The following is a 17,651-nucleotide window of genomic DNA, read 5'->3' as shown; positions in this document are numbered from 1 at the left end:
AATTTAGTGCCTTTTTGAGGCTGATTTGCGGCGTATCGCTCTTTGTGCCGCGTCTTTGAGCATTGTCGTGCTGTAGTTTTGTAAATTATAGAGCGACTTTAAAGTAAAGTACTGATTAATATTGTAGCTCTTACTGGATTGAGTCCATACCGAGTGATTGGTCGCGATGCCGATGTGTGCATCGCAACATGGCAGAGTCGATCCCGCGAACTTATCCAAAATAATTTGCGGTTGGCCTTGCCCGCTATTGCACACCTTAATAGAGTTGCAAATTGTTTCTGTCAGAGTATGGACAGCGTGGGAAGGCCGGAAGCAACCGGCCAAATAAGCGAGCGGCCTCAACAAGCTCGCATGGCGAAGGGGGCTCGGGCGGGTCGATCATCGATTTTTGCCCGAGCACGGTGACGGGCTGTCGGGTATGTCGCTACCAAAATTCATTGTCGGCATGATTTTCGCTCTGGCGATTGTGGTCGCCTGGTCTTATCTCGACGGCGCTTCGCTAGGCACAACGCTTTTTCGCGCTATAGCCTGCGCCATTGTCATCCAGCTGGGCTACTTTCTGCTGGTTTTCGTGATGGTTGTCAGAAATTCCCCGACCTCGGCTGCTAAGATTCGCGATGCCGAGCGAACGCTGAGTTCGACCGAAGTGGCCGACGGCGAGAAGTTCAGTGCCAGGAGAAGCCTGCACTGACCTGACGACAGAAAGCGTCGGCCGGATTGCTGGCGGACTGCTCGCCCGACAGCATCCTGGACAACCGGCTTCCGGATTTTTCCTTCAGCCGCGGATCCTAATATTGTCTAAACTCTGTCGATCGACTTGGTGATCAGCGATTCGATTGCGCTGACGGCTCCATCCAGAATGGGCAGGGACGGTTTGCGAAGCGGTCCGTCTATCCGCGGGCATTTCACCGCTCTATCGATTTGCGCCATGACGACACGACAGGAAAGACTGGACGGCGCGAATGATTTTAACGATGCTTTGCTTCGCATTTGCAGCATAAGGGCCGGCTGGCGCTTTTTTTCGAACAGCCGGACAGTCAGTGAGAACGAGAGCTGCATTGGACATCAAACCGGGGGCGGCGAGAAATTCGGAGCTACCTGTGCAGTCGAGAGGCGAATTGATGACAGAACCCCGGGTCTGCGTGATCATCGCCGCCCGCAACGCGGCGCGGACAATTCCAGTTGCCATTGCATCGGCATTGCGCGAGCGGGAGGTGGCCGAACTCGTCGTCGTCGATGACGCCTCCACTGACGATACCGCGAAAGTCGCTCGGGCGGCCGACGATGGCAGCGGCAGGCTTTCCGTCATCCGGTTCGACGTCAACGGTGGTCCTTCTTTCGCCCGCAACGCCGCGATCGCCAGCTCCAAATCGCCGTTCATCAGCATTCTGGACGCCGACGATTTTTTTCTCGAGGGCAGATTTCGCGAGTTGTTCGCCAGCGCCGATTGGGATTTCGCTGCCGACAACATCATGATGATCAGGGACGATGCGGCGACCGACATCTCGAAAATCACCGCTCCGCGGTTTTCGGCCGATCCGGAATTTCTCGATTTCGAGCGTTTCATCGAAGGCAACATCTCCAGTCGCCGTGTGCAGAGAGGTGAGTTGGGGTTCCTCAAACCGGTGATCAGCCGCGCTTTTCTTGACCGACATGGACTGCGCTATGACGAAAACCTGCGGCTGGGCGAAGACTATGAACTCTACGCGCGCGCGGTTGCTTGCGGGGCGCGCTTCAAAGTCATCAGGTCCTGCGGCTATGGCGCGATCGTTCGCGCGGACTCGCTGAGCGGCCAGCACAAGACGCAGGACCTCAAGCGTCTGGCCGACGCGGATCTGGCGCTGCTGACGATCGATAGTTTGCCGGAAGGCTCTAAGGCCGTGCTCAGAAGGCACGAACGGCAGGTACGCGACAAATATCGGTTGCGAAACTTCCTCGACGTGAAGAACGAGCAGGGGCTGACATCGGCTGCGGCCTACGCCCTGGCCAGCCAATCCAACCTCATCCCCATCCTTCGCGGCGTGGCCGCCGACAAGCTGGATGCGCTGTTTCGCCGCGCCGGCTTTGCCTCGAAGCAGCCTGTGCCGCCGCTGCGCTTTCTCATGGCCGCAACCAGCCCGGTCGGCAAGCCTTGAGCTGGTCCGCAACCGGCGCCATGCCGATCATGTCAACAGGGCCTTACCACGCTTCAAAGTGATGCGAATTGCCGATTCGCCGGATAGGTGGTTGCCTACTCGCTTTGGGGATGGCATGTATGTTGCGGTGCAGCAATTTTGATTGGCTGTTTGAATCGGCACGAAAATGTCCTCCTGTCAGAGGAGCTGGACGATGCGACAAGACTTTTTTGGCCGGACGGGCACAGGGACAGCCTTAGGCTGGCTATGACAGGAAACTAAGCGCATGGCCTCGATATTTGGCTTCAGATCAAGGGATCCGGCTCGAGACAGGCAGACCGACATCTCGCGCCTTGACCGCCTGGCAAAGCTGCTAGACCAGATCGCAGCCGAGGTCGAGGCGGAGAAAAACGGCCTTGAGAATCGCTACCGGACAAAGGCCACCAACGCGGCCTTCCTGGTCGAGGCGATGGAGAATGGGGCGGCCTCCTCCAGCAGATCCTCCGAGGTCAGCGAGCTGACGAAGTCGATCCTGAACTACGAGCGGCGCATCGCGGCGCTCGCGCGCCAGAACGAATTGATGAAGGATCTCCGTCATTCGCTGGATGCAATCTTCGACGAAAGCGCCCAGCGTAGCTCGACCGCCAAGGCAGATTTCGCCAAGCCGGCCGACGGCACGGGGTGAACTTCAAGATCCCTGGATGGGCCTACAGGCAGGAGGTTTGGTGTCACTGGGCAAGTTAAGGCAAGCACAAGGAAGGTACTGGCAGAAGGTCAAGGTCAGCTCGTTTCGTCATGGTTTGAACGTCGACTTTGGGTTGGGGGCGCAGCACAAAGGTGAGTTTGGTATGAACGCGGATCCGAAAAGCACGTCCACCCGAGCAACCGGCGGCAGGCCGCTCACGCGCTCGATCAGGCAAGGGAACCTGAGGCAGCTATGTTCGGGGGGCGCGTTTCTGCTGCTCGCACTCGGCAGCCTGGTTGCAGGCCCGACCCCTTCCCATTCGCAGGACATCCCGACTGCGCCATCGTTCGTCGACGATTTCACCAGCTTCGATCGTGCGCGTTGGTACATTGCCGACGGCTGGACGAACGGCAAGCACCAGAACTGCACCTGGTCCAAAAGCCAGGTCCGGCTTTCCGACGGCATGCTGACGCTCGGTTTCGAAAAGCGGAAGCTAAAGGATCGCGACTTTGCCTGCGGCGAGGTCCAGACCAAGCAGCGCTTCGGCTATGGCACCTATGAGGCGCGGATGAAAACCGATGCGGGCTCCGGCATCAATGCCGCCTTCTTCACCTACATCGGCCCCACTGACAAGCAGCCGCATGACGAAATCGACTTCGAGGTGCTGACGAAGCACACCTCCAAGGTGCAGGTCAACGCCTACATAGCCGGCAAGGGCAAGAACGAGAAATTGGTGGATGTAGCTGGCGGTACCGACAAGGCTTTTAACGACTACGCCTTCGTCTGGGAGAAGGACAGGCTGCGCTGGTACGTCAACGGCCAACTGGTGAACACGATCAAAGATCCGGCAAAGCTGCCCACTCATGCGCAAAAGATATTCTTCAGCCTGTGGGGCAGCGACACGCTGAAGAACTGGATGGGACCGTTTTCGGATCCGGGTCGAAAACTCATCATGCAAGTGGACCGTGTCGCATTCACGGCGCTAGGTCAGCCATGCCAGTTTCCGGAATCGCTGGCATGCAGCATAAAGTAAAGACTAATCTGAACCGGCCGGACCGAAAGCGCTCCGAAGTCTTGAACAGGAATGAAACCAAATGAATTTGACGGTCTTTGGAATTGGCTATGTCGGTCTCGTGCAGGCGGCGGTGCTTGCCGAAGTCGGACACCAGGTGGTGTGCGTCGACATCGACGTGAAAAAGGTCGAGCGGCTCAATCAGGGCCTCATCCCGATTTTCGAGCCCGGGCTCGAAAACCTCGTCAAGGAGAACCACGCGGCCGGCCGCATCAAGTTCACCACCGATGCCGCGGCCGCCGTCAAGCATGGCCAGATACAGATGATCGCTGTCGGCACGCCTCCGGGCGAGGATGGTTCGGCCGACCTCAAATATGTGCTGGCCGTTGCCGAGGCCATCGGCCGGGAGATGGACGCGCCCAAGATCGTCGTCGGTAAGTCGACCGTGCCGGTCGGCACCTGCGAAAAGATAAAGGCCAGGATCGCCGCGACGCTGAAGGCGCGCGGCCGCGAGGATCTGGGTTTCGACGTCGCCTCCAACCCGGAATTCCTCAAGGAAGGCTCCGCGGTGGCCGACTGCATGAAGCCGGACCGCATCATCGTCGGCACCGACAGCGAGGATACCGAGGCGGTGATGCGAGAGCTTTACGCTCCGTTCAACCGCAACCACGAAAAGATGATCGTGATGGATGTGCGCAGCGCCGAGTTCACCAAATACGCGGCCAATTGCATGCTGGCGACCAAGATCAGCTTTATGAACGAAATGGCCAACCTGGCCGAGGAACTCGGCGCCGACATCGAGGAGGTCCGCAAGGGCATCGGCAGCGATCCGCGCATCGGCTACCACTTCATCTATCCGGGCCTCGGCTATGGCGGCTCATGCTTCCCCAAGGACGTGCGCGCCCTGATCAAGACCGCCGAAGGCGTCAAATTCGATGCCAAGCTGCTGCGCGCGGTCGAGGAACGCAACAACGAACAGAAGTCGGTCCTGTTCGACAAGGTGAACCGCTATTTCAAGGGCAATCTGAAGGGCAAGACCTTTGCGCTGTGGGGCCTCGCTTTCAAGCCCAATACCGACGACATGCGCGAGGCGCCGGCGCGTGTCTTGATGGAAGCGCTCTGGAAGGCCGGTGCCAAAGTGCAGGCTTACGATCCCGAGGCGATGCAGGAATGCCAGGCCATCTACGGACTGCGCGAGGATCTGCTTTTGTGCGGGACCAAGGAGGCAGCGCTGCGTGGCGCCGATGCGCTCATGATCGCAACCGAGTGGAAGAACTTCCAGGCGCCGTCGTTCGACGCGATGAAGGATGCGCTGATCACGCCGATCATCTTCGACGGCCGAAATCTCTACGACCCCAAGGTCATCGCTCGCTACGGCATCGAATATCACAGCATCGGCAGGATGGCGGCGTGAGATCATGCGGGAAAGCCTGTTGCCATGACAGCGGGACACGACGGAGGCTGGCGGGAACTGATGGATATCTTCTGCCTTCGTAAACCGCTTTTGAACAAACCCAGAATGCGACAAGGAGCCGGACCCATGAAAGTCCTTTTTGCAGGTGGCAACGGTTACACTCCCCAGTTCAGCGGCGGTGTCCAATCCAGCACCCACCATCTGGCCGAACAGTTGCTTGAACATGGCCACGAGGCATCAGTGCTTGCCGCGCTGTTCGGCCAGGGCGTCTTTGGCTACAAGGCGCGCGCCAAGATGAAGCTTCTGAGGCAGCGCGCCGTCATCGACAGCTATCCCGGTTACCCTGTGGTGCGGGCGTGGTTTCCCTGGGAAGCGGCGCGCTTTGCCGTCGAAAGGCTCGATCCCGACGTCGCCGTCGTGCAGTGCCACAAATCGGTGCCGATCGGAAAGGCGCTGCAGGCGCTTGGCGTGCCGCTGGTCGTCTATCTGCGGAACGTCGAATTCCACGAATTGGGCGGGGATCTGCGAGAGCTGCATTCGGCGCTTTATATCGCCAATTCCGAGTTCACGGCGCGCACCTACAAGGCAAAATTCGACATCGATTCGACGGTCATACCGCCGACCATCAATCCCGAGCTCTACAGCACGCCGACGACAGGCGAGTTTGTTACGCTGATCAACCCTTACAATGAAAAAGGGTTCGAACTCGCGGTGCGCATTGCCGGCCAATGCTCCGAAATTCCGTTCCTGTTCGTCGAAAGCTGGAAGCTCGACGACGACCACCGGGCACAGATCGAACGGACCATCGCGCCGCTGCGCAATGTTAGGCTGGAAAGCCGCACCAGCGACATGAAGACGGTCTATAGCCGGACCAAGATCCTGCTGGCGCCCAGCAAATGGGAAGAGGCCTGGGGGCGCGTGGCATCCGAGGCCCATTGCAGCGGCATTCCGGTCGTCGGGTCCCGGCGCGGCGGCCTGCCGGAAGCGATTGGCGCCGGCGGCGTGGTGCTCGATTATGACGCACCGCTCGACGACTGGGTCGCGGCGATCAGGCGGCTGTGGAACGACAGCCAGGAATATGAACGGCTCTCGGCGGCGGCACGTGAATTTTCCGAGCGGCCGGCGCTGCATCCTGAACGTCAGTTCGCGACCTTCTTTTCGATGCTCGACCGGGCGGCCCAGCAGGGTTCGCGCCAAGCCGCCTGATTAATGCATGTCGCCCAAAAGCATGCCCTTGAGGCTTGAACCGAGGTTGCGCAGCGGTCGGATGAATTGCAATCTCACTGATCGACATCAGTTCGCCTGTAGCCATGAATTGTCATGACCAGTTTGTCCGACGCCGGCATCGGCTCCCATTTGCCGGCCCAACCTGCGTCCATCACCGCGCCTGCCGCAACCCATAGATCGAAGTACGCCTTCATGGGCTTGTTCGGAAAGGCACCGCCCAGAGTGTCAGCCGGCGTAACCACGGCAGCTTCTTTGCCGTCAATGAGGAAAGCAACCCGTTTTCCCGCCTCGTATTCTATGCCAAGGCGGTATCTTTTCCCCGAGAGGTCGCCGAGTTGGATCCACTTTAGCCAAACGCTCTTGTGCTGATTGTCGACGTTTGCCCAAACATTGAGCTGTAGTCCTTTCGTGCCCACGAATTCAAAATCGATTTCCTCATGGGCTTTGTCGTTAAAAGTCCAAAGCGGAGCTGCAACAAGCCCTGGCTTCATCGTCGGGAGAGTGACATCCACTTCCCACCTTGCCGATGAAAAGTCCGATTTACCGCCGGCTACGACCTGTGCGGAAGCTTTCTCGCTGACAGTAAGCTGAAGCGCGCCGTCAACGATTTTGGCGTTCGCCGCCTTCCAGTCATAACCTCCGAGCTTGGGCTCGCCCCACTGCGATGGCACGAAGGGATTGTTATACTTCCAAAGTTGGAGCTTGACCGCTGACCAATCCGGAAGCTTGTCAACGGCAGCTTCCGCGTCTCCTGCGGCAACACTCTCTGCCACGGCTCGCCTATGAACCAGTTGCAATGCTGCCGAGGTAGCAAGAAGAGCCGACAGTTGTCTGCGTGTGAAATTCATGCGTCTATCTCCGATGGCAGATTCCAGCTTTCCCGACGGCTCATGATGGCCGTTCGTGGTGACCGGCGAACCACACCGTAAATGGTGAAATCGGCGGCATGATGTCCCTTGGCCACAGTTTTGGCTCGACATCTAAGCCGGTCGTTTGACCCGGCTCTTCAGTGTCTCATAGCCGCGTTCGCCAAGCAGCCTGCGCGCGACGATCTTGATGGCCGTCTTGCGCCCTTCCTGCGAATTCATCTGTTTCAAACTGCCTGGAAAGTTGCGGGCGATCCGTCCAAGTGCAGGCAGCGACAGCGAGTCGGGATAAATGACCAGATGCGTTTCCACGCACAGCACCGGTTTGCCGGAAAGCTCGGCGATCTTGAGGGCCTGCTGGTGCTCGCTTTCGATGAACAGCATGGCATCGGACTTGCGCTAGAAATCGGCCTTGAAATTGCCATGCACGCCAAGCCGCTGCCGCTCCGCCTTGCTCGGCAGTTCGAGCATGATCAGCTTGTCGTATCTGATGTCGTGCTTTTGGAGCCATGCTTCCGTGTGGTTGCGGTATTTCTCAAGCCGGCTGGTGACCAGCCATCCGATCTTGCGGGTCGGGCCAAACAGCGGCAGCGCCTCGCTCAGGAATTTCTCGTATGCGGGTCCGTCGTCGACCTGGTTTTTCAGTGTGCAGAGCGGTGATTTTGCCGGTGCGCGCATTCACTTCACCTCGCTCGGTGCCGGCGCGGGCGGCGTCCGCGCCGGCAGTAGCTTCACAGCTTCCCACAACGATATGGCCATTTTCCCGACACCGCATCAAAATGTTGCAACGCAACAAAACAGCCCGGAAATTCGGAGCGACAGTAGGCTATCCGAATCCCAGGAAGGAGCACGATCTCCGCCGCTCAGCACGCCAATTACAATGGCAACCCAATCCGATTCTCACGCTCTCGTGAGGTACGACTGCGATAGCCGTCGAGCGTTCATGCACGCCAGGCCATCCGGGGTGGCAAGACGCTGAGCGATGCTGCCGGCGTGCCACCGTGGCGCGGGGATATCTTCTGCTTGTCGGGTTCAAGCGGCAAGGCTTCCGGAGATGAAGCATCAAGGGCCGGGTCGAGTTGCACAGGTTCTTTGGTTCGCTCCAACGCCACACGGTCGTAAAGCGCATCGAGGAATGCGCCCGCCGGTTCCGCGGCAAACATGATCTCTGCCGTCCACCGGGCTTGACGTCGCAGTGGCGCCATCAGCTTCGGCTGACCGATATATGTCTTCAATCGTTCGATGGACAGGCAAGCGAGGCGCTCGACCTCATCCTGGAAATATTGGGCAAATTTCGCCTCGCCGCGCGAGTTGTATCCCGGATTCCAGCAATTGCCGAGATCGTTGAGTCTCATGGGTAATGAGATTCCGTTAACACCATCCTCCAGGAATTCAGGCAGGGCACAGACCCCCGTTCCGAGAACCGGGGTGTGTTCCGACATCGATTCTATCGCCGAGTATCCAAATGTATCGCCGAAGGTGGCTAGGATGCCAAAATGCGAATGGCGCAACAATCGTCGCACCGAATGGTTTGGCAACGCGCTATAATGCTGGACATTCTTCAGGTCGAGCAACTTGATATACTGGTCAAAGAATCCTGGAGTTGTCGGATCCGTCCATATGCCGCCGCCTACCTGCAGACTCGAAACGATGTTCACTCGGATAGGCAAATTCTGCTCTATTGCTTTTTCCGCGATCTTGACCGCGACGCAGCCGCCCTTACGGCCAAAATGGGCGCCGACGAACGTCAGCACAAGTTCCTCCGCGGTGTTCTCAAGCATCGCATCTTCCACGGCAGGCACGACGATGTTCGGATGGCGGACCATCAGCTTCTCCGTCAGAAGGCTTACGTTCGGATTGTCGGCGTGCTGACCCAGAAAACACCTGCGGGCAAAATGCGACAAGGCAATAATGCGGCGGCAGCCGGGGTTCGCAATCCGCGACGCCAGGTAACGAGCCATCGGCCCGCGCTTGCGAAGGGCGAACTGACGCGGCAAATGGGATTCGAACGAGATGATGAATTTCGAAGAATTGACCGGGATCCGGTTGAACGCATGCACCACGTCGACGGACAGGGCAGGCTCGATCAACGTCACACCTTCCAACTTCGACGAGACCAGGTTGAACGGTAGGAACCGCTTGCGCAGGATTGTATGTCTGGAGACGCGCGGCGTAACGAAACTGGTCGGATATTTGTCGTTATAGACGGCAATACGAAGAGATTTGGCCATGCCTAACCACCGTATCCAAACAGCGGGATAGGGGATTTTAGCGAACTGCCCTATGGGCGCAGAACTGCCAAATCCTGCAATTCCACTGGAACCAAGTACAAGCGCATGAACCCCCCGGCCCCAATTCTCACCAACTTCTCGTCATATGAAAACCGATTTTTTGCTGCAACGCAATAGAACATTCGCGCGGCCTAATGTTTGTGGGTGCGCGACAACCGCTAAATCCGCTACATAGCACCAAAAATGTTGCGATGCAGCAAGAGCTGTACTAGCATCCCTGCGGGCGGGCCAACAGCGGTCGAGTTTTCATGCTGCATGTCTTGTACTTGGTACACGACGTCTCCGACCCGGCAGTGCGCCGGCGGATCATAATGCTTAAGGCAGGCGGCGCCCAGGTCACACTGGCGGGCTTCCGTCGGATAGCAAGCCCGGTCGCCGACGTCGAAGGCTTGCGCCCGATCGACCTTGGGGCGACGCGCGACGGCCGATTCGCCCAGCGGCTGGCAGCAGTCACAAAGGCGGCGGTCTCGATCGGCTCGAAGCTCGGCTCGATGCCAAGACCCGACCTCATCATCGCGCGCAATCTGGAAATGCTGGCGCTTGCCCGGCGTGCCAGATCGGCTTTCCAGGCGACGGTGCCGATCGTCTACGAGTGCCTCGACATTCATCGCCTTGTGCTTCGCGACGACTTTTTGGGCAAGGCGATGCGCGGCGCGGAACGCTATCTGGCCAGGGATGTAATGCTGCTGGTGACCAGTTCGCCGGCGTTTATCGCCAACTATTTCAAGCCGTTTGGGCAGATTGCCGCGCCGGTCGAGCTGCTCGAGAACAAATATTTCGAGCCTGCCGCGGTTGCGCTGGATGATCGCATGGTGGCGGATGATCCCGTCGCTCCGCCTTGGCGGATCGGCTGGTTCGGTGCGCTCCGGTGCCGCCGCTCCCTGGAGCTTCTGGCCGAATTTTCCCGACGGCTCGACGGTCGCTTCGAAATCATCCTCAGGGGCCGCCCGGCGCTTTCCGAATTTCCGGATTTTCACGGTTTTGTCGAAGCCGAGCCCTGGCTTTCGTTTGGCGGGCCCTATCGGAACCCCGAGGATATGGCGACGATCTACCGCGAGGTCCATTTCTCCTGGGCCATCGATTTTTTCGAGCAGGGGCTGAATTCCGAATGGCTGCTGCCCAACCGTCTCTACGAGGGCTGCCGCTTCGGCGCCGTGCCGATCTCGATGGCCAACACCGAAACCGGCCGGTTCCTCGACGGGCAGGGTATAGGCGTTCTTTTGCCTCAAGCCACGCCTGAGGCCCTCGAAGCCGCCCTGGGGGATATGGACGAGCATCGTTTCGGGAAATTGCGGGCGCGTGTTCTTGCCCGCAATCCGCGAACCTGGAGCCATGATCGCAGCGATTGCCGGGCGCTCGTCGAAAAGCTTCGCGGGTTGACGGTTGTGCAGGATCCGTATGCTGCCCAGGCACTGGCTTAGGATGGCTATCGATGGACATGGGCCGATGATGCCAACCGAAAAGCTTGCGCCCAGCCTGATCGTGATTCCGTGCCTGAACGAAGCGGCTCACATCGGTGCGCTTGTTCATGAGCTTCGACCGTCGGCCGAGAGGCTCGGTGCCCGGATCGTCGTTGCCGATGGCGGCAGCACGGACGGCACGAGGGCAATCGTCGAGGAGATTGCCGGGAAAGATCCGCGGATCATCCTTCTTCACAATGAAAAGCGCCTCCAGAGCGCGGCGATCAATCTCGCCGTTGCCAGTTACGGCGAGGGGGCTGAATATCTCATTCGCATCGACGCGCATGGCGGCTATCCCCCCGACTATTGCGATCGGCTGGTCGAGGAGGCGCTGGCCACCGGCGCCGATTCGGTCGTCGTCTCCATGCTGACCAGCGGCAGCGGCACGGTGCAGAAAGCGGTGGCGGCTGCACAGAATTCCAAGCTCGGCACGGGCGGCTCGAAGCACCGGCATCTCTCAGTGGGCGAGTGGGTCGATCACGGCCACCATGCGCTGATGCGGATATCGGCCTTCAAGGCGGTGGGCGGCTATGACGAGACGTTCAGCCACAACGAGGATGCGGAGTTCGACTATCGGCTCCGTCAGGCCGGTTACCGAATCTGGATGAGCGGCAAGACGCAAATGATCTATTACCCGCGCGCGTCGCTCGCCGGCCTGTATTTCCAGTATCTCGGCTATGGCCGCGGCCGCGCAAAGAACGTTCTCAAGCACCGCATGATACCGAAGGTCCGGCAGATGGTGCCGCTTCTGGTGTTCCCCGTTGTCCTTCTCTCTGCCTTTTTCTTCGTGCATTGGTTGGCGGTCGTGCCGCTTCTGGTGTGGGCGTCGGTTTGTCTCGGCTATGGCGTGTGGACTGCCCTCAGCCAGCGCAATCCGGACAATGCGCTTGCTGGGATTTCGGCGATGGTCATGCATTTCGGCTGGTCCGTTGGCTTCTGGCTGCAACTGCTTGGACCGCGATCACAGAGTAGGAGGGTAGCGTGATGGGTGTGGCCGAAAAAAACCGCAGCATCGACATCTGCGTCTGCACGTTTCGGCGGCCGGAGCTTGCCGACACGCTTCGCTCCATAGCCGCCCTGGAGGTGCCTTCGGGATTCGACATCCGCGTCATCGTCGCCGACAATGATGACGGGCCGACGGCCGAGTTGCTGGTGGCGACGTTGGCGGAGACGTTGAAGCTGCCGATCAGCTATCGTCATTGCCCGGCGCGCAACATCTCGATCGCCCGCAACGCCTGCCTCGACGCCAGCATGGCGGATTTCGTCGCCTTCCTCGACGATGACGAAACGGCATCGTCCAGATGGCTCGCCGAACTGGTTGCGACGGCGGAAGTGAGTGGCGCTGCCGCCGTGCTCGGACCGGTGCGGGCGCGCTATCGGCCCGATGCGCCCGCCTGGATGCGCCGCGGCGATTTTCACTCCACCCTGCCGGTCTGGGTGGGCGGCGAGATCCGCACCGGCTACACCTGCAACGTCCTGCTCAGGATGGGCGCCGACAGCCTCCGCGGCCGGCGATTCAGCCTGGCGCGTGGCCAGACCGGCGGCGAGGACACCGAATTCTTCGACCATATGGTCAAGGCCGGCGGTCGCATCGCCTTTTCGCCGCAAGCCTGGGTCGATGAAGTGGTGCCGCGCGCCAGAGCCGCATTCGACTGGCTCCGCCGCCGCCGGTTCCGCGTCGGGCAGACGCATGGGCACCTCCTGGGGCGCGACGCGAGTGGCCTCGCGCTGGTCAGGCAAGTCGGCCTCGCCTCGGCAAAGGCGGTCTACTGTTTCGCATTGGCAATCCCGGTCGCCATCAATCCCGTGCGCAGGAACCGCAGCGTGCTTCGCGGCATCATGCATGTCGGCGTCGTGAGCGGTCTCGTCGGTGTGCGTGAAATCCGCCAATACGGCCTGCCATCGCCGCAGGAAGGGGGCAAGCGTGCAGCCTGACGTCACCTTTGTCATTGCCGCCTACAATGCGGAGCTGACCATCGAGCGGGCGATCGCCAGCGCCATCGCTCAGCGCGATGTCAGCGTTGAGGTGATCGTCGTCGACGATCAGTCGCGCGACCGGACGCTCGATCTGGCGCGATCCTACCCCGAGGATATCGTGCGCGTCGTCGCCCTTGCACAGAACCGTGGTCCCGGCGGCGCCAGGAATGCCGGCCTTGAGCTTGCCCGCGGCCGGTGGGTCGCGGTCCTCGATTCCGATGACGCGATCTATCCCGGGCGGATCTGCACCATGATTGACCGCGCGGAGAAAGCGGGCGCCGAGATCGCGGTCGACAATCTCCAGGTCGTTCGCGAGGACGGCGTTGCCGAAGAGACGATGTTCCCGGCCGACTATCTCGAGGGCTTAAGTGAAATCTCGCTAGCGGACTATATCGCCGGCAATGTGGTCTTCGAATCCAGGTTCAATCTCGGCTATCTCAAGCCGATCTTCCAGCGACGCTTCCTGAACGAAAACGGGCTTCGCTATGACGAAGGCCTGATCATCGGCGAAGATTACATCCTGCTGGCCAGTGCTCTGGCCAAGGGCGGCAAATGTGTGGTCGAGCCGACGACCGGCTACGTCTACCATATCCGGACCGGCTCCATTTCCCGCGTGCTCGAACTTCATCACGTCGAGGCGATGCGCAAGGCCGATCTCGCCTTCGCCAGAACCCATTCGATGGACGCCAAGGCCGAGGCCGCTTTCGCAAGGCGCACACGCAGCCTGCGCAAGGCGGCGTCGTTCCTGTCGCTAGTCCAGCACATCAAGGCGCGGTCCCCGCTCAAGGCGGTGTGGACGGCGCTCAGCGATCCGGCGGCCGTTCGGCATATGAGCATGCCGATCGCCGTTCGGCTGCGAAGGGTGGCGGCACAATTTGCCGTGGGTGCGGGGGAGGTGAAAGGTGCAGGCAGGTGAAAACAGTTTTCGCGGCCTGCGACAGGTTGAAGTCGATCTCCTCAGAAGGAATATGCAATGAAAAAAGTCAGGAAGGCAGTCATACCGGTAGCGGGGCTTGGAACGCGATTCCTGCCGGCGACCAAGTCGATGCCGAAGGAAATGCTGCCGGTCGTCGACAGACCTGTCGTGCAATATGCGGTGGACGAGGCGTTCGAAGCCGGCATCGAGCACATTGTCTTCGTGACGGGCCGCAACAAGGCAGTCATAGAGGATTATTTCGACCTGCATCCAGAATTGATCGGGACTTTGGAGCAGACCGGCAAGACGGCGCAGCTTCAGGCGCTCGAAAGCCTGCTTCCCGTAGCTGGTGCCACGAGCTTCATCCGGCAGCAGTCGCCGCAAGGTCTCGGCCATGCGGTATGGTGCGCTCGGGAGGTCATCGGCGATGAGCCCTTCGCGCTGCTGCTACCGGACATGGTGTCCTTCGGTGGGCGCGGATGTCTCGCCGAAATTGCCGACCTCTATGCGCAGACCGGCGGAAACGTCATCGCCGTCGAGCGCTGCGACCCGACCGAAACCAGCAAATACGGCATCGTCGGCTGCGGCGCCGATGTTGGCTCGGGCTTCGAAGTCAACGCCATGGTCGAAAAGCCCGCTCCGGCCAATGCACCGTCGAACTACTACATCAACGGCCGCTACATCCTGCAGCCCGAGATATTTGCGCTGCTCGGCAATCAGCAGCGCGGCGCCGGCAATGAGATCCAGCTGACCGACGCCATGGTCCGCCTTGCGCAGAGCCAGGCTTTCTTTGCCCAGCCCTTCAACGGCCGCATGTTCGACTGCGGCTCGAAGGAGGGGTTCATCCAGGCCAATGTCGCCTTCGCGCTGGCGCGTGACGACATGAAGGGGCCGATCTTCGAGATGCTTCAGGAGTTTGTCCGGTCGCATGAGCGCCGGGTGGAAGCCGCATAATGCCCATTTTTTGGGAGCATTAGCATATGGACGGTGACACAAGACATGCCGATGCGCTTGGCCGCCCGGGTTTCGCGTTGTCTGGCATGAAGCTTGCGTCGTATATGTGCTGATGCTCCCGATCTTGCTTCAGCGCCTGCAAACGAGAGCATCGGACCCAAAAGTAGAGGCGGTTTTGGGAAATCCGATGCTCAAACAAGAGATAGAGCGGCGGCACAGGTCGACTTGAGGGACCGCCGCTCTAGATGCAAAGTAGAATTGGACCGAAGATGAATTATGCCAATTTTCCTCTCGACAAGAGGAAACCATTGCCGAGTTCGGACGCAGTCAGCGCCGACGACTTCATCGATGTCGAGCGCTTGCTCAGCATGGCAGCAAGGCAGGCAAAGGTGGTTGCGGCATGCGCTGCCATCGGTCTTTTTCTGGGCGTGCTCTATTTGCAGACCACGCCTCCCACCTACATGGCGACCAGCCGCGTGCTTATCGACGAAGGCTTGAATAAGGTCGTTGACGAGGTGTCGGCGGCGTCGGTCAGCATGCAGACCGATTCCGCCATTCTGAGCCAGATCGAAATTCTTCACTCGGCGAGGTTGGCGGCGGTGGTCGTCGACAAGCAGAAGCTCGATCAGAACGACGCTTTCTTGTATCCACCCACATCGGCCGTGTCGAAGGCGGCCGGCTTTGTGCGCGGCGTGATCCGGTACTTCCGTCCCAGCCCCGCCGTGGGCACCACCGACGTCACCCAGCTTGATCCGGCGACGCGTGACGCGATGATTGCCTCGTCACGCCGCGATTACGCGATCCTCAAACTGCAAAACGAAGTGCAGGCCGAGCGCATCGGTCGAAGCTATGTGATCTCCATCGCTTATCAAGCGACGGATCCCGCACTTGCGACCGCGATCACCAAAGCCTACGCAGACGCCTACCTCGCGGATCAGCTCGATGCGAGCTTCGATGCGACCGAGCGCGCGGCGGTCTGGCTGCAAGGCCGGCTGACGGAGCTTCGTGAAAGTTCCCAGGCAGCGTCGCTCGCCGTCGAGAAGTTCAGGGCCGAACACGGATTGGCCGTCGATGACGGCCAGTTGATCAGCGACAAGCAACTGTCGGACCTCAATGGCCAGCTCATTGAGGCGCAGGCCGATACCGCCCGCGCCAGCGCCCGCTACCAGCAATACAAGTCGATCGTCGAAAGCGGTTCGGACAACGCATTCAGGGATGCCGCCATATCCGCCGACCAGCCAAGCAACTCGATCATTTCAACGCTCAAGACCCGCTATCTCACTGTCGCAAAGCGGCAGCAGGATATCGAAACCAATTTCGGGGCTGAGCATCCCCAGGCGGTCGCACTTGCCAAGGAAAAGGCCGACATATCAGCGCAGATTTTCGGCGAGCTGAAGCAGTTGACCGAAAGCTACCGCAACGAATACGAAGTTGCTCTCGCGCGCGAGACCGCGCTCCGCGCAAATGTCGCGTTAGCGGCGGGCAAGAGTTCCATCGACAACCAGTCGCAGGTCAAGCTGCGCGAACTCGAGCAAAAGGCAACGGCGCTCTCGACGCTCTATCAGACCTTCCTTGGCCGCTACGAAGAAGCCTCCCAGCAGCAATCCTTCCCGGTTGGCAAGATCCGCGTCATCTCGGACGCGACGCTGCCGCAGTCCGCGGCAACCCCGCGCACGTCCATAGTGCTGGGACTTTCGCTTGTGCTTGGCGTGATGATGGGGGCCGGGGTTGGTGGCCTGAATGAATTCAGGGAGCGGTTCTTCAGGACCGGCGAAGACGTTCGCGATCGCGTCGGCCTCAAATTCCTCGGCTACCTGCCGATCATTGGCAGCAAGGTCGCCAAGGACGACAAGCGCGATGACGGTCAGGCGGACATCAAAACGGCCCAATCACCGTCGGCCGCTGAAAGACGCGCGCGCATGCGGGTGAGCATCGACGCCCCGGCATCGATGTTTTCCGAAACGCTTCGCAGCGCCAAGATCGCCTTCGACGTCGTGATGGAAGGGCAAGGCAGCCGGGTCATTGGCGTGATCTCGGTTCTTCCCGGTGAGGGCAAGTCGACCGTGGCGGCGAATCTGGCCGGACTGCTTGCTGCCAACGGGTCGAAAACCCTGCTGGTGGACGGCGACCTGCGCAAACCCGGCCTCAGCCGCAGCCTTGGCATGGAGGCCGAGCAAGGCCTGATGGAGGCGGTAGTGAGCGGGCAGACCTGGCAGTCCGTCGGCAAGATCGACCGGCAGACCAAGCTGGCGATTGTCCCGGCTGTGCCGCGCGGTCATTTCTCGCACACCAGCGAGCTTCTATCGTCGGCCGGGATGCGGCGTTTCATCGACAATGCCAAGGAGACCTTCGAGTACATCATCGTTGATCTGCCGCCGCTCGGCCCCGTGGTCGATGCCAAGGCCTTTGCTCCGCTTGCCGACGGCTTCGTGCTCGTAACCGAATGGGGGCGCACACCGCGTGCGATGGTGCAATCCATACTGAGTTCGGAACCCTATATCGCCAACAAGATCGTCGGCGTGGTCCTCAACAAGGTCGATTTGAAGAAGCTGGCGAAGTATGGATCGATCGGCGGCTCGGAAAAATTCTTCGACAGATATTCGTCCTACTATCTGGAAAAATCGGAAGCGCGGACGAAAGCAAACACCTGAGGCCGGTATATTAGGAAGGGATGTTGAGCAGATCGTGGCTTCCTGCGCGGCCAGGCCGATACCGGGCCTGAGCCGGCGTGAGCG

At 59.9% G+C, this 17,651-nt stretch carries 15 protein-coding genes and 1 pseudogene; 12 read left to right on the top strand and 4 right to left on the bottom strand.

Going from position 1 to position 17,651, the window contains the following annotated elements:
- Positions 1-418: 418 nt before the first annotated feature.
- Positions 419-691 (top strand): exopolysaccharide production repressor exox, encoded by a 273-nt coding sequence (locus tag ACWUKX_RS24685; protein WP_287335776.1) that lies wholly within the window; start codon positions 419-421, stop codon positions 689-691.
- Between the two features lie 107 nt (positions 692-798).
- Here the strand turns inward: ACWUKX_RS24685 and ACWUKX_RS24680 are convergent, their stop codons facing one another.
- A complete protein-coding gene (locus tag ACWUKX_RS24680) occupies positions 799-1,059 on the bottom strand; it encodes a hypothetical protein (protein ID WP_456009469.1) in 261 nt (86 codons plus the stop codon).
- Between the two features lie 62 nt (positions 1,060-1,121).
- On the opposite strand from ACWUKX_RS24680, the gene ACWUKX_RS24675 reads away from it, so the two are divergent.
- The 5 genes from ACWUKX_RS24675 to ACWUKX_RS24655 all read left to right on the top strand — a co-directional run bounded on the left by ACWUKX_RS24675 (position 1,122) and on the right by ACWUKX_RS24655 (position 6,431).
- A complete protein-coding gene (locus ACWUKX_RS24675; RefSeq protein WP_456009468.1) occupies positions 1,122-2,135 on the top strand; it encodes a glycosyltransferase family 2 protein in 1,014 nt (337 codons plus the stop codon).
- A 265-nt stretch (positions 2,136-2,400) separates the two neighbouring features.
- On the top strand, positions 2,401-2,799 hold the full coding sequence (locus ACWUKX_RS24670) for a hypothetical protein (protein ID WP_455839872.1): 399 nt from the start codon (positions 2,401-2,403) through the stop codon (positions 2,797-2,799).
- A gap of 163 nt (positions 2,800-2,962) precedes the next feature.
- Entirely contained in the window at positions 2,963-3,832 is an 870-nt protein-coding gene (exoK, locus tag ACWUKX_RS24665; protein ID WP_456009496.1) for an endo-1,3-1,4-beta-glycanase ExoK, read from the top strand.
- A gap of 61 nt (positions 3,833-3,893) precedes the next feature.
- A complete protein-coding gene (locus ACWUKX_RS24660) occupies positions 3,894-5,225 on the top strand; it encodes a UDP-glucose dehydrogenase family protein (protein WP_456009467.1) in 1,332 nt (443 codons plus the stop codon).
- 126 nt (positions 5,226-5,351) lie between these two features.
- On the top strand, positions 5,352-6,431 hold the full coding sequence (locus ACWUKX_RS24655; protein ID WP_456009466.1) for a glycosyltransferase: 1,080 nt from the start codon (positions 5,352-5,354) through the stop codon (positions 6,429-6,431).
- Between the two features lie 74 nt (positions 6,432-6,505).
- Here the strand turns inward: ACWUKX_RS24655 and ACWUKX_RS24650 are convergent, their stop codons facing one another.
- The 3 genes and pseudogenes from ACWUKX_RS24650 to ACWUKX_RS24640 form a co-directional block, all read right to left on the bottom strand.
- Complete coding sequence (locus ACWUKX_RS24650; RefSeq protein ID WP_456009465.1) at positions 6,506-7,300, bottom strand: family 16 glycosylhydrolase; 795 nt, start codon at positions 7,298-7,300, stop codon at positions 6,506-6,508.
- 132 nt (positions 7,301-7,432) lie between these two features.
- Positions 7,433-7,948: pseudogene (locus ACWUKX_RS24645) on the bottom strand (phosphoribosyltransferase); the annotation flags it as partial.
- 311 nt (positions 7,949-8,259) lie between these two features.
- A complete protein-coding gene (locus tag ACWUKX_RS24640) occupies positions 8,260-9,549 on the bottom strand; it encodes a glycosyltransferase (protein ID WP_095517315.1) in 1,290 nt (429 codons plus the stop codon).
- Between the two features lie 308 nt (positions 9,550-9,857).
- Between ACWUKX_RS24640 and ACWUKX_RS24635 the strand changes: the two genes are divergently transcribed.
- The 6 genes from ACWUKX_RS24635 to ACWUKX_RS24610 all read left to right on the top strand — a co-directional run bounded on the left by ACWUKX_RS24635 (position 9,858) and on the right by ACWUKX_RS24610 (position 17,567).
- The gene (locus ACWUKX_RS24635) at positions 9,858-11,030 is read left to right on the top strand and encodes a glycosyl transferase family 1 (protein WP_456009464.1); all 1,173 of its coding nucleotides are present in this window, start codon (positions 9,858-9,860) and stop codon (positions 11,028-11,030) included.
- A 25-nt stretch (positions 11,031-11,055) separates the two neighbouring features.
- A complete protein-coding gene (locus ACWUKX_RS24630) occupies positions 11,056-12,054 on the top strand; it encodes a glycosyltransferase family 2 protein (RefSeq protein WP_456009463.1) in 999 nt (332 codons plus the stop codon).
- Complete coding sequence (locus ACWUKX_RS24625) at positions 12,054-13,004, top strand: glycosyltransferase (protein WP_095517313.1); 951 nt, start codon at positions 12,054-12,056, stop codon at positions 13,002-13,004. Before ACWUKX_RS24630 ends, ACWUKX_RS24625 begins: the two co-directional genes overlap by 1 nt.
- Positions 12,994-13,962 (top strand): glycosyltransferase family 2 protein, encoded by a 969-nt coding sequence (locus ACWUKX_RS24620; protein WP_029347698.1) that lies wholly within the window; start codon positions 12,994-12,996, stop codon positions 13,960-13,962. The genes ACWUKX_RS24625 and ACWUKX_RS24620 overlap by 11 nt, the downstream gene beginning before the upstream one ends.
- A 57-nt stretch (positions 13,963-14,019) precedes the next feature.
- Positions 14,020-14,916: a UTP--glucose-1-phosphate uridylyltransferase gene (locus ACWUKX_RS24615; protein WP_456009462.1), complete on the top strand. Its 897-nt coding sequence runs from the start codon at positions 14,020-14,022 to the stop codon at positions 14,914-14,916.
- 269 nt (positions 14,917-15,185) lie between these two features.
- A complete protein-coding gene (locus ACWUKX_RS24610; RefSeq protein ID WP_456009461.1) occupies positions 15,186-17,567 on the top strand; it encodes a polysaccharide biosynthesis tyrosine autokinase in 2,382 nt (793 codons plus the stop codon).
- The last annotated feature ends 84 nt before the right edge of the window (positions 17,568-17,651 follow it).

The organism is Mesorhizobium sp. f-mel (genome assembly GCF_053850215.1).
The sequence above is the reverse complement of the archived record's forward strand: the minus strand, read 5'-3'. Positions and strand labels throughout refer to the sequence as shown.

Coding starts and splice junctions, on each gene's coding strand:
- ACWUKX_RS24635 (WP_456009464.1), top strand. CDS start 9,858: ATGCTGCATGTCTTGTACTTGGTACACGACGTCTCCGACCCGGCAGTG.
- ACWUKX_RS24650 (WP_456009465.1), bottom strand. CDS start 7,300: ATGAATTTCACACGCAGACAACTGTCGGCTCTTCTTGCTACCTCGGCA.
- ACWUKX_RS24655 (WP_456009466.1), top strand. CDS start 5,352: ATGAAAGTCCTTTTTGCAGGTGGCAACGGTTACACTCCCCAGTTCAGC.
- ACWUKX_RS24610 (WP_456009461.1), top strand. CDS start 15,186: ATGAATTATGCCAATTTTCCTCTCGACAAGAGGAAACCATTGCCGAGT.
- ACWUKX_RS24675 (WP_456009468.1), top strand. CDS start 1,122: ATGACAGAACCCCGGGTCTGCGTGATCATCGCCGCCCGCAACGCGGCG.
- ACWUKX_RS24630 (WP_456009463.1), top strand. CDS start 11,056: ATGATGCCAACCGAAAAGCTTGCGCCCAGCCTGATCGTGATTCCGTGC.
- ACWUKX_RS24660 (WP_456009467.1), top strand. CDS start 3,894: ATGAATTTGACGGTCTTTGGAATTGGCTATGTCGGTCTCGTGCAGGCG.
- ACWUKX_RS24670 (WP_455839872.1), top strand. CDS start 2,401: ATGGCCTCGATATTTGGCTTCAGATCAAGGGATCCGGCTCGAGACAGG.
- exoK (WP_456009496.1), top strand. CDS start 2,963: ATGAACGCGGATCCGAAAAGCACGTCCACCCGAGCAACCGGCGGCAGG.
- ACWUKX_RS24640 (WP_095517315.1), bottom strand. CDS start 9,549: ATGGCCAAATCTCTTCGTATTGCCGTCTATAACGACAAATATCCGACC.
- ACWUKX_RS24625 (WP_095517313.1), top strand. CDS start 12,054: ATGGGTGTGGCCGAAAAAAACCGCAGCATCGACATCTGCGTCTGCACG.
- ACWUKX_RS24685 (WP_287335776.1), top strand. CDS start 419: ATGTCGCTACCAAAATTCATTGTCGGCATGATTTTCGCTCTGGCGATT.
- ACWUKX_RS24680 (WP_456009469.1), bottom strand. CDS start 1,059: ATGCAGCTCTCGTTCTCACTGACTGTCCGGCTGTTCGAAAAAAAGCGC.
- ACWUKX_RS24615 (WP_456009462.1), top strand. CDS start 14,020: ATGAAAAAAGTCAGGAAGGCAGTCATACCGGTAGCGGGGCTTGGAACG.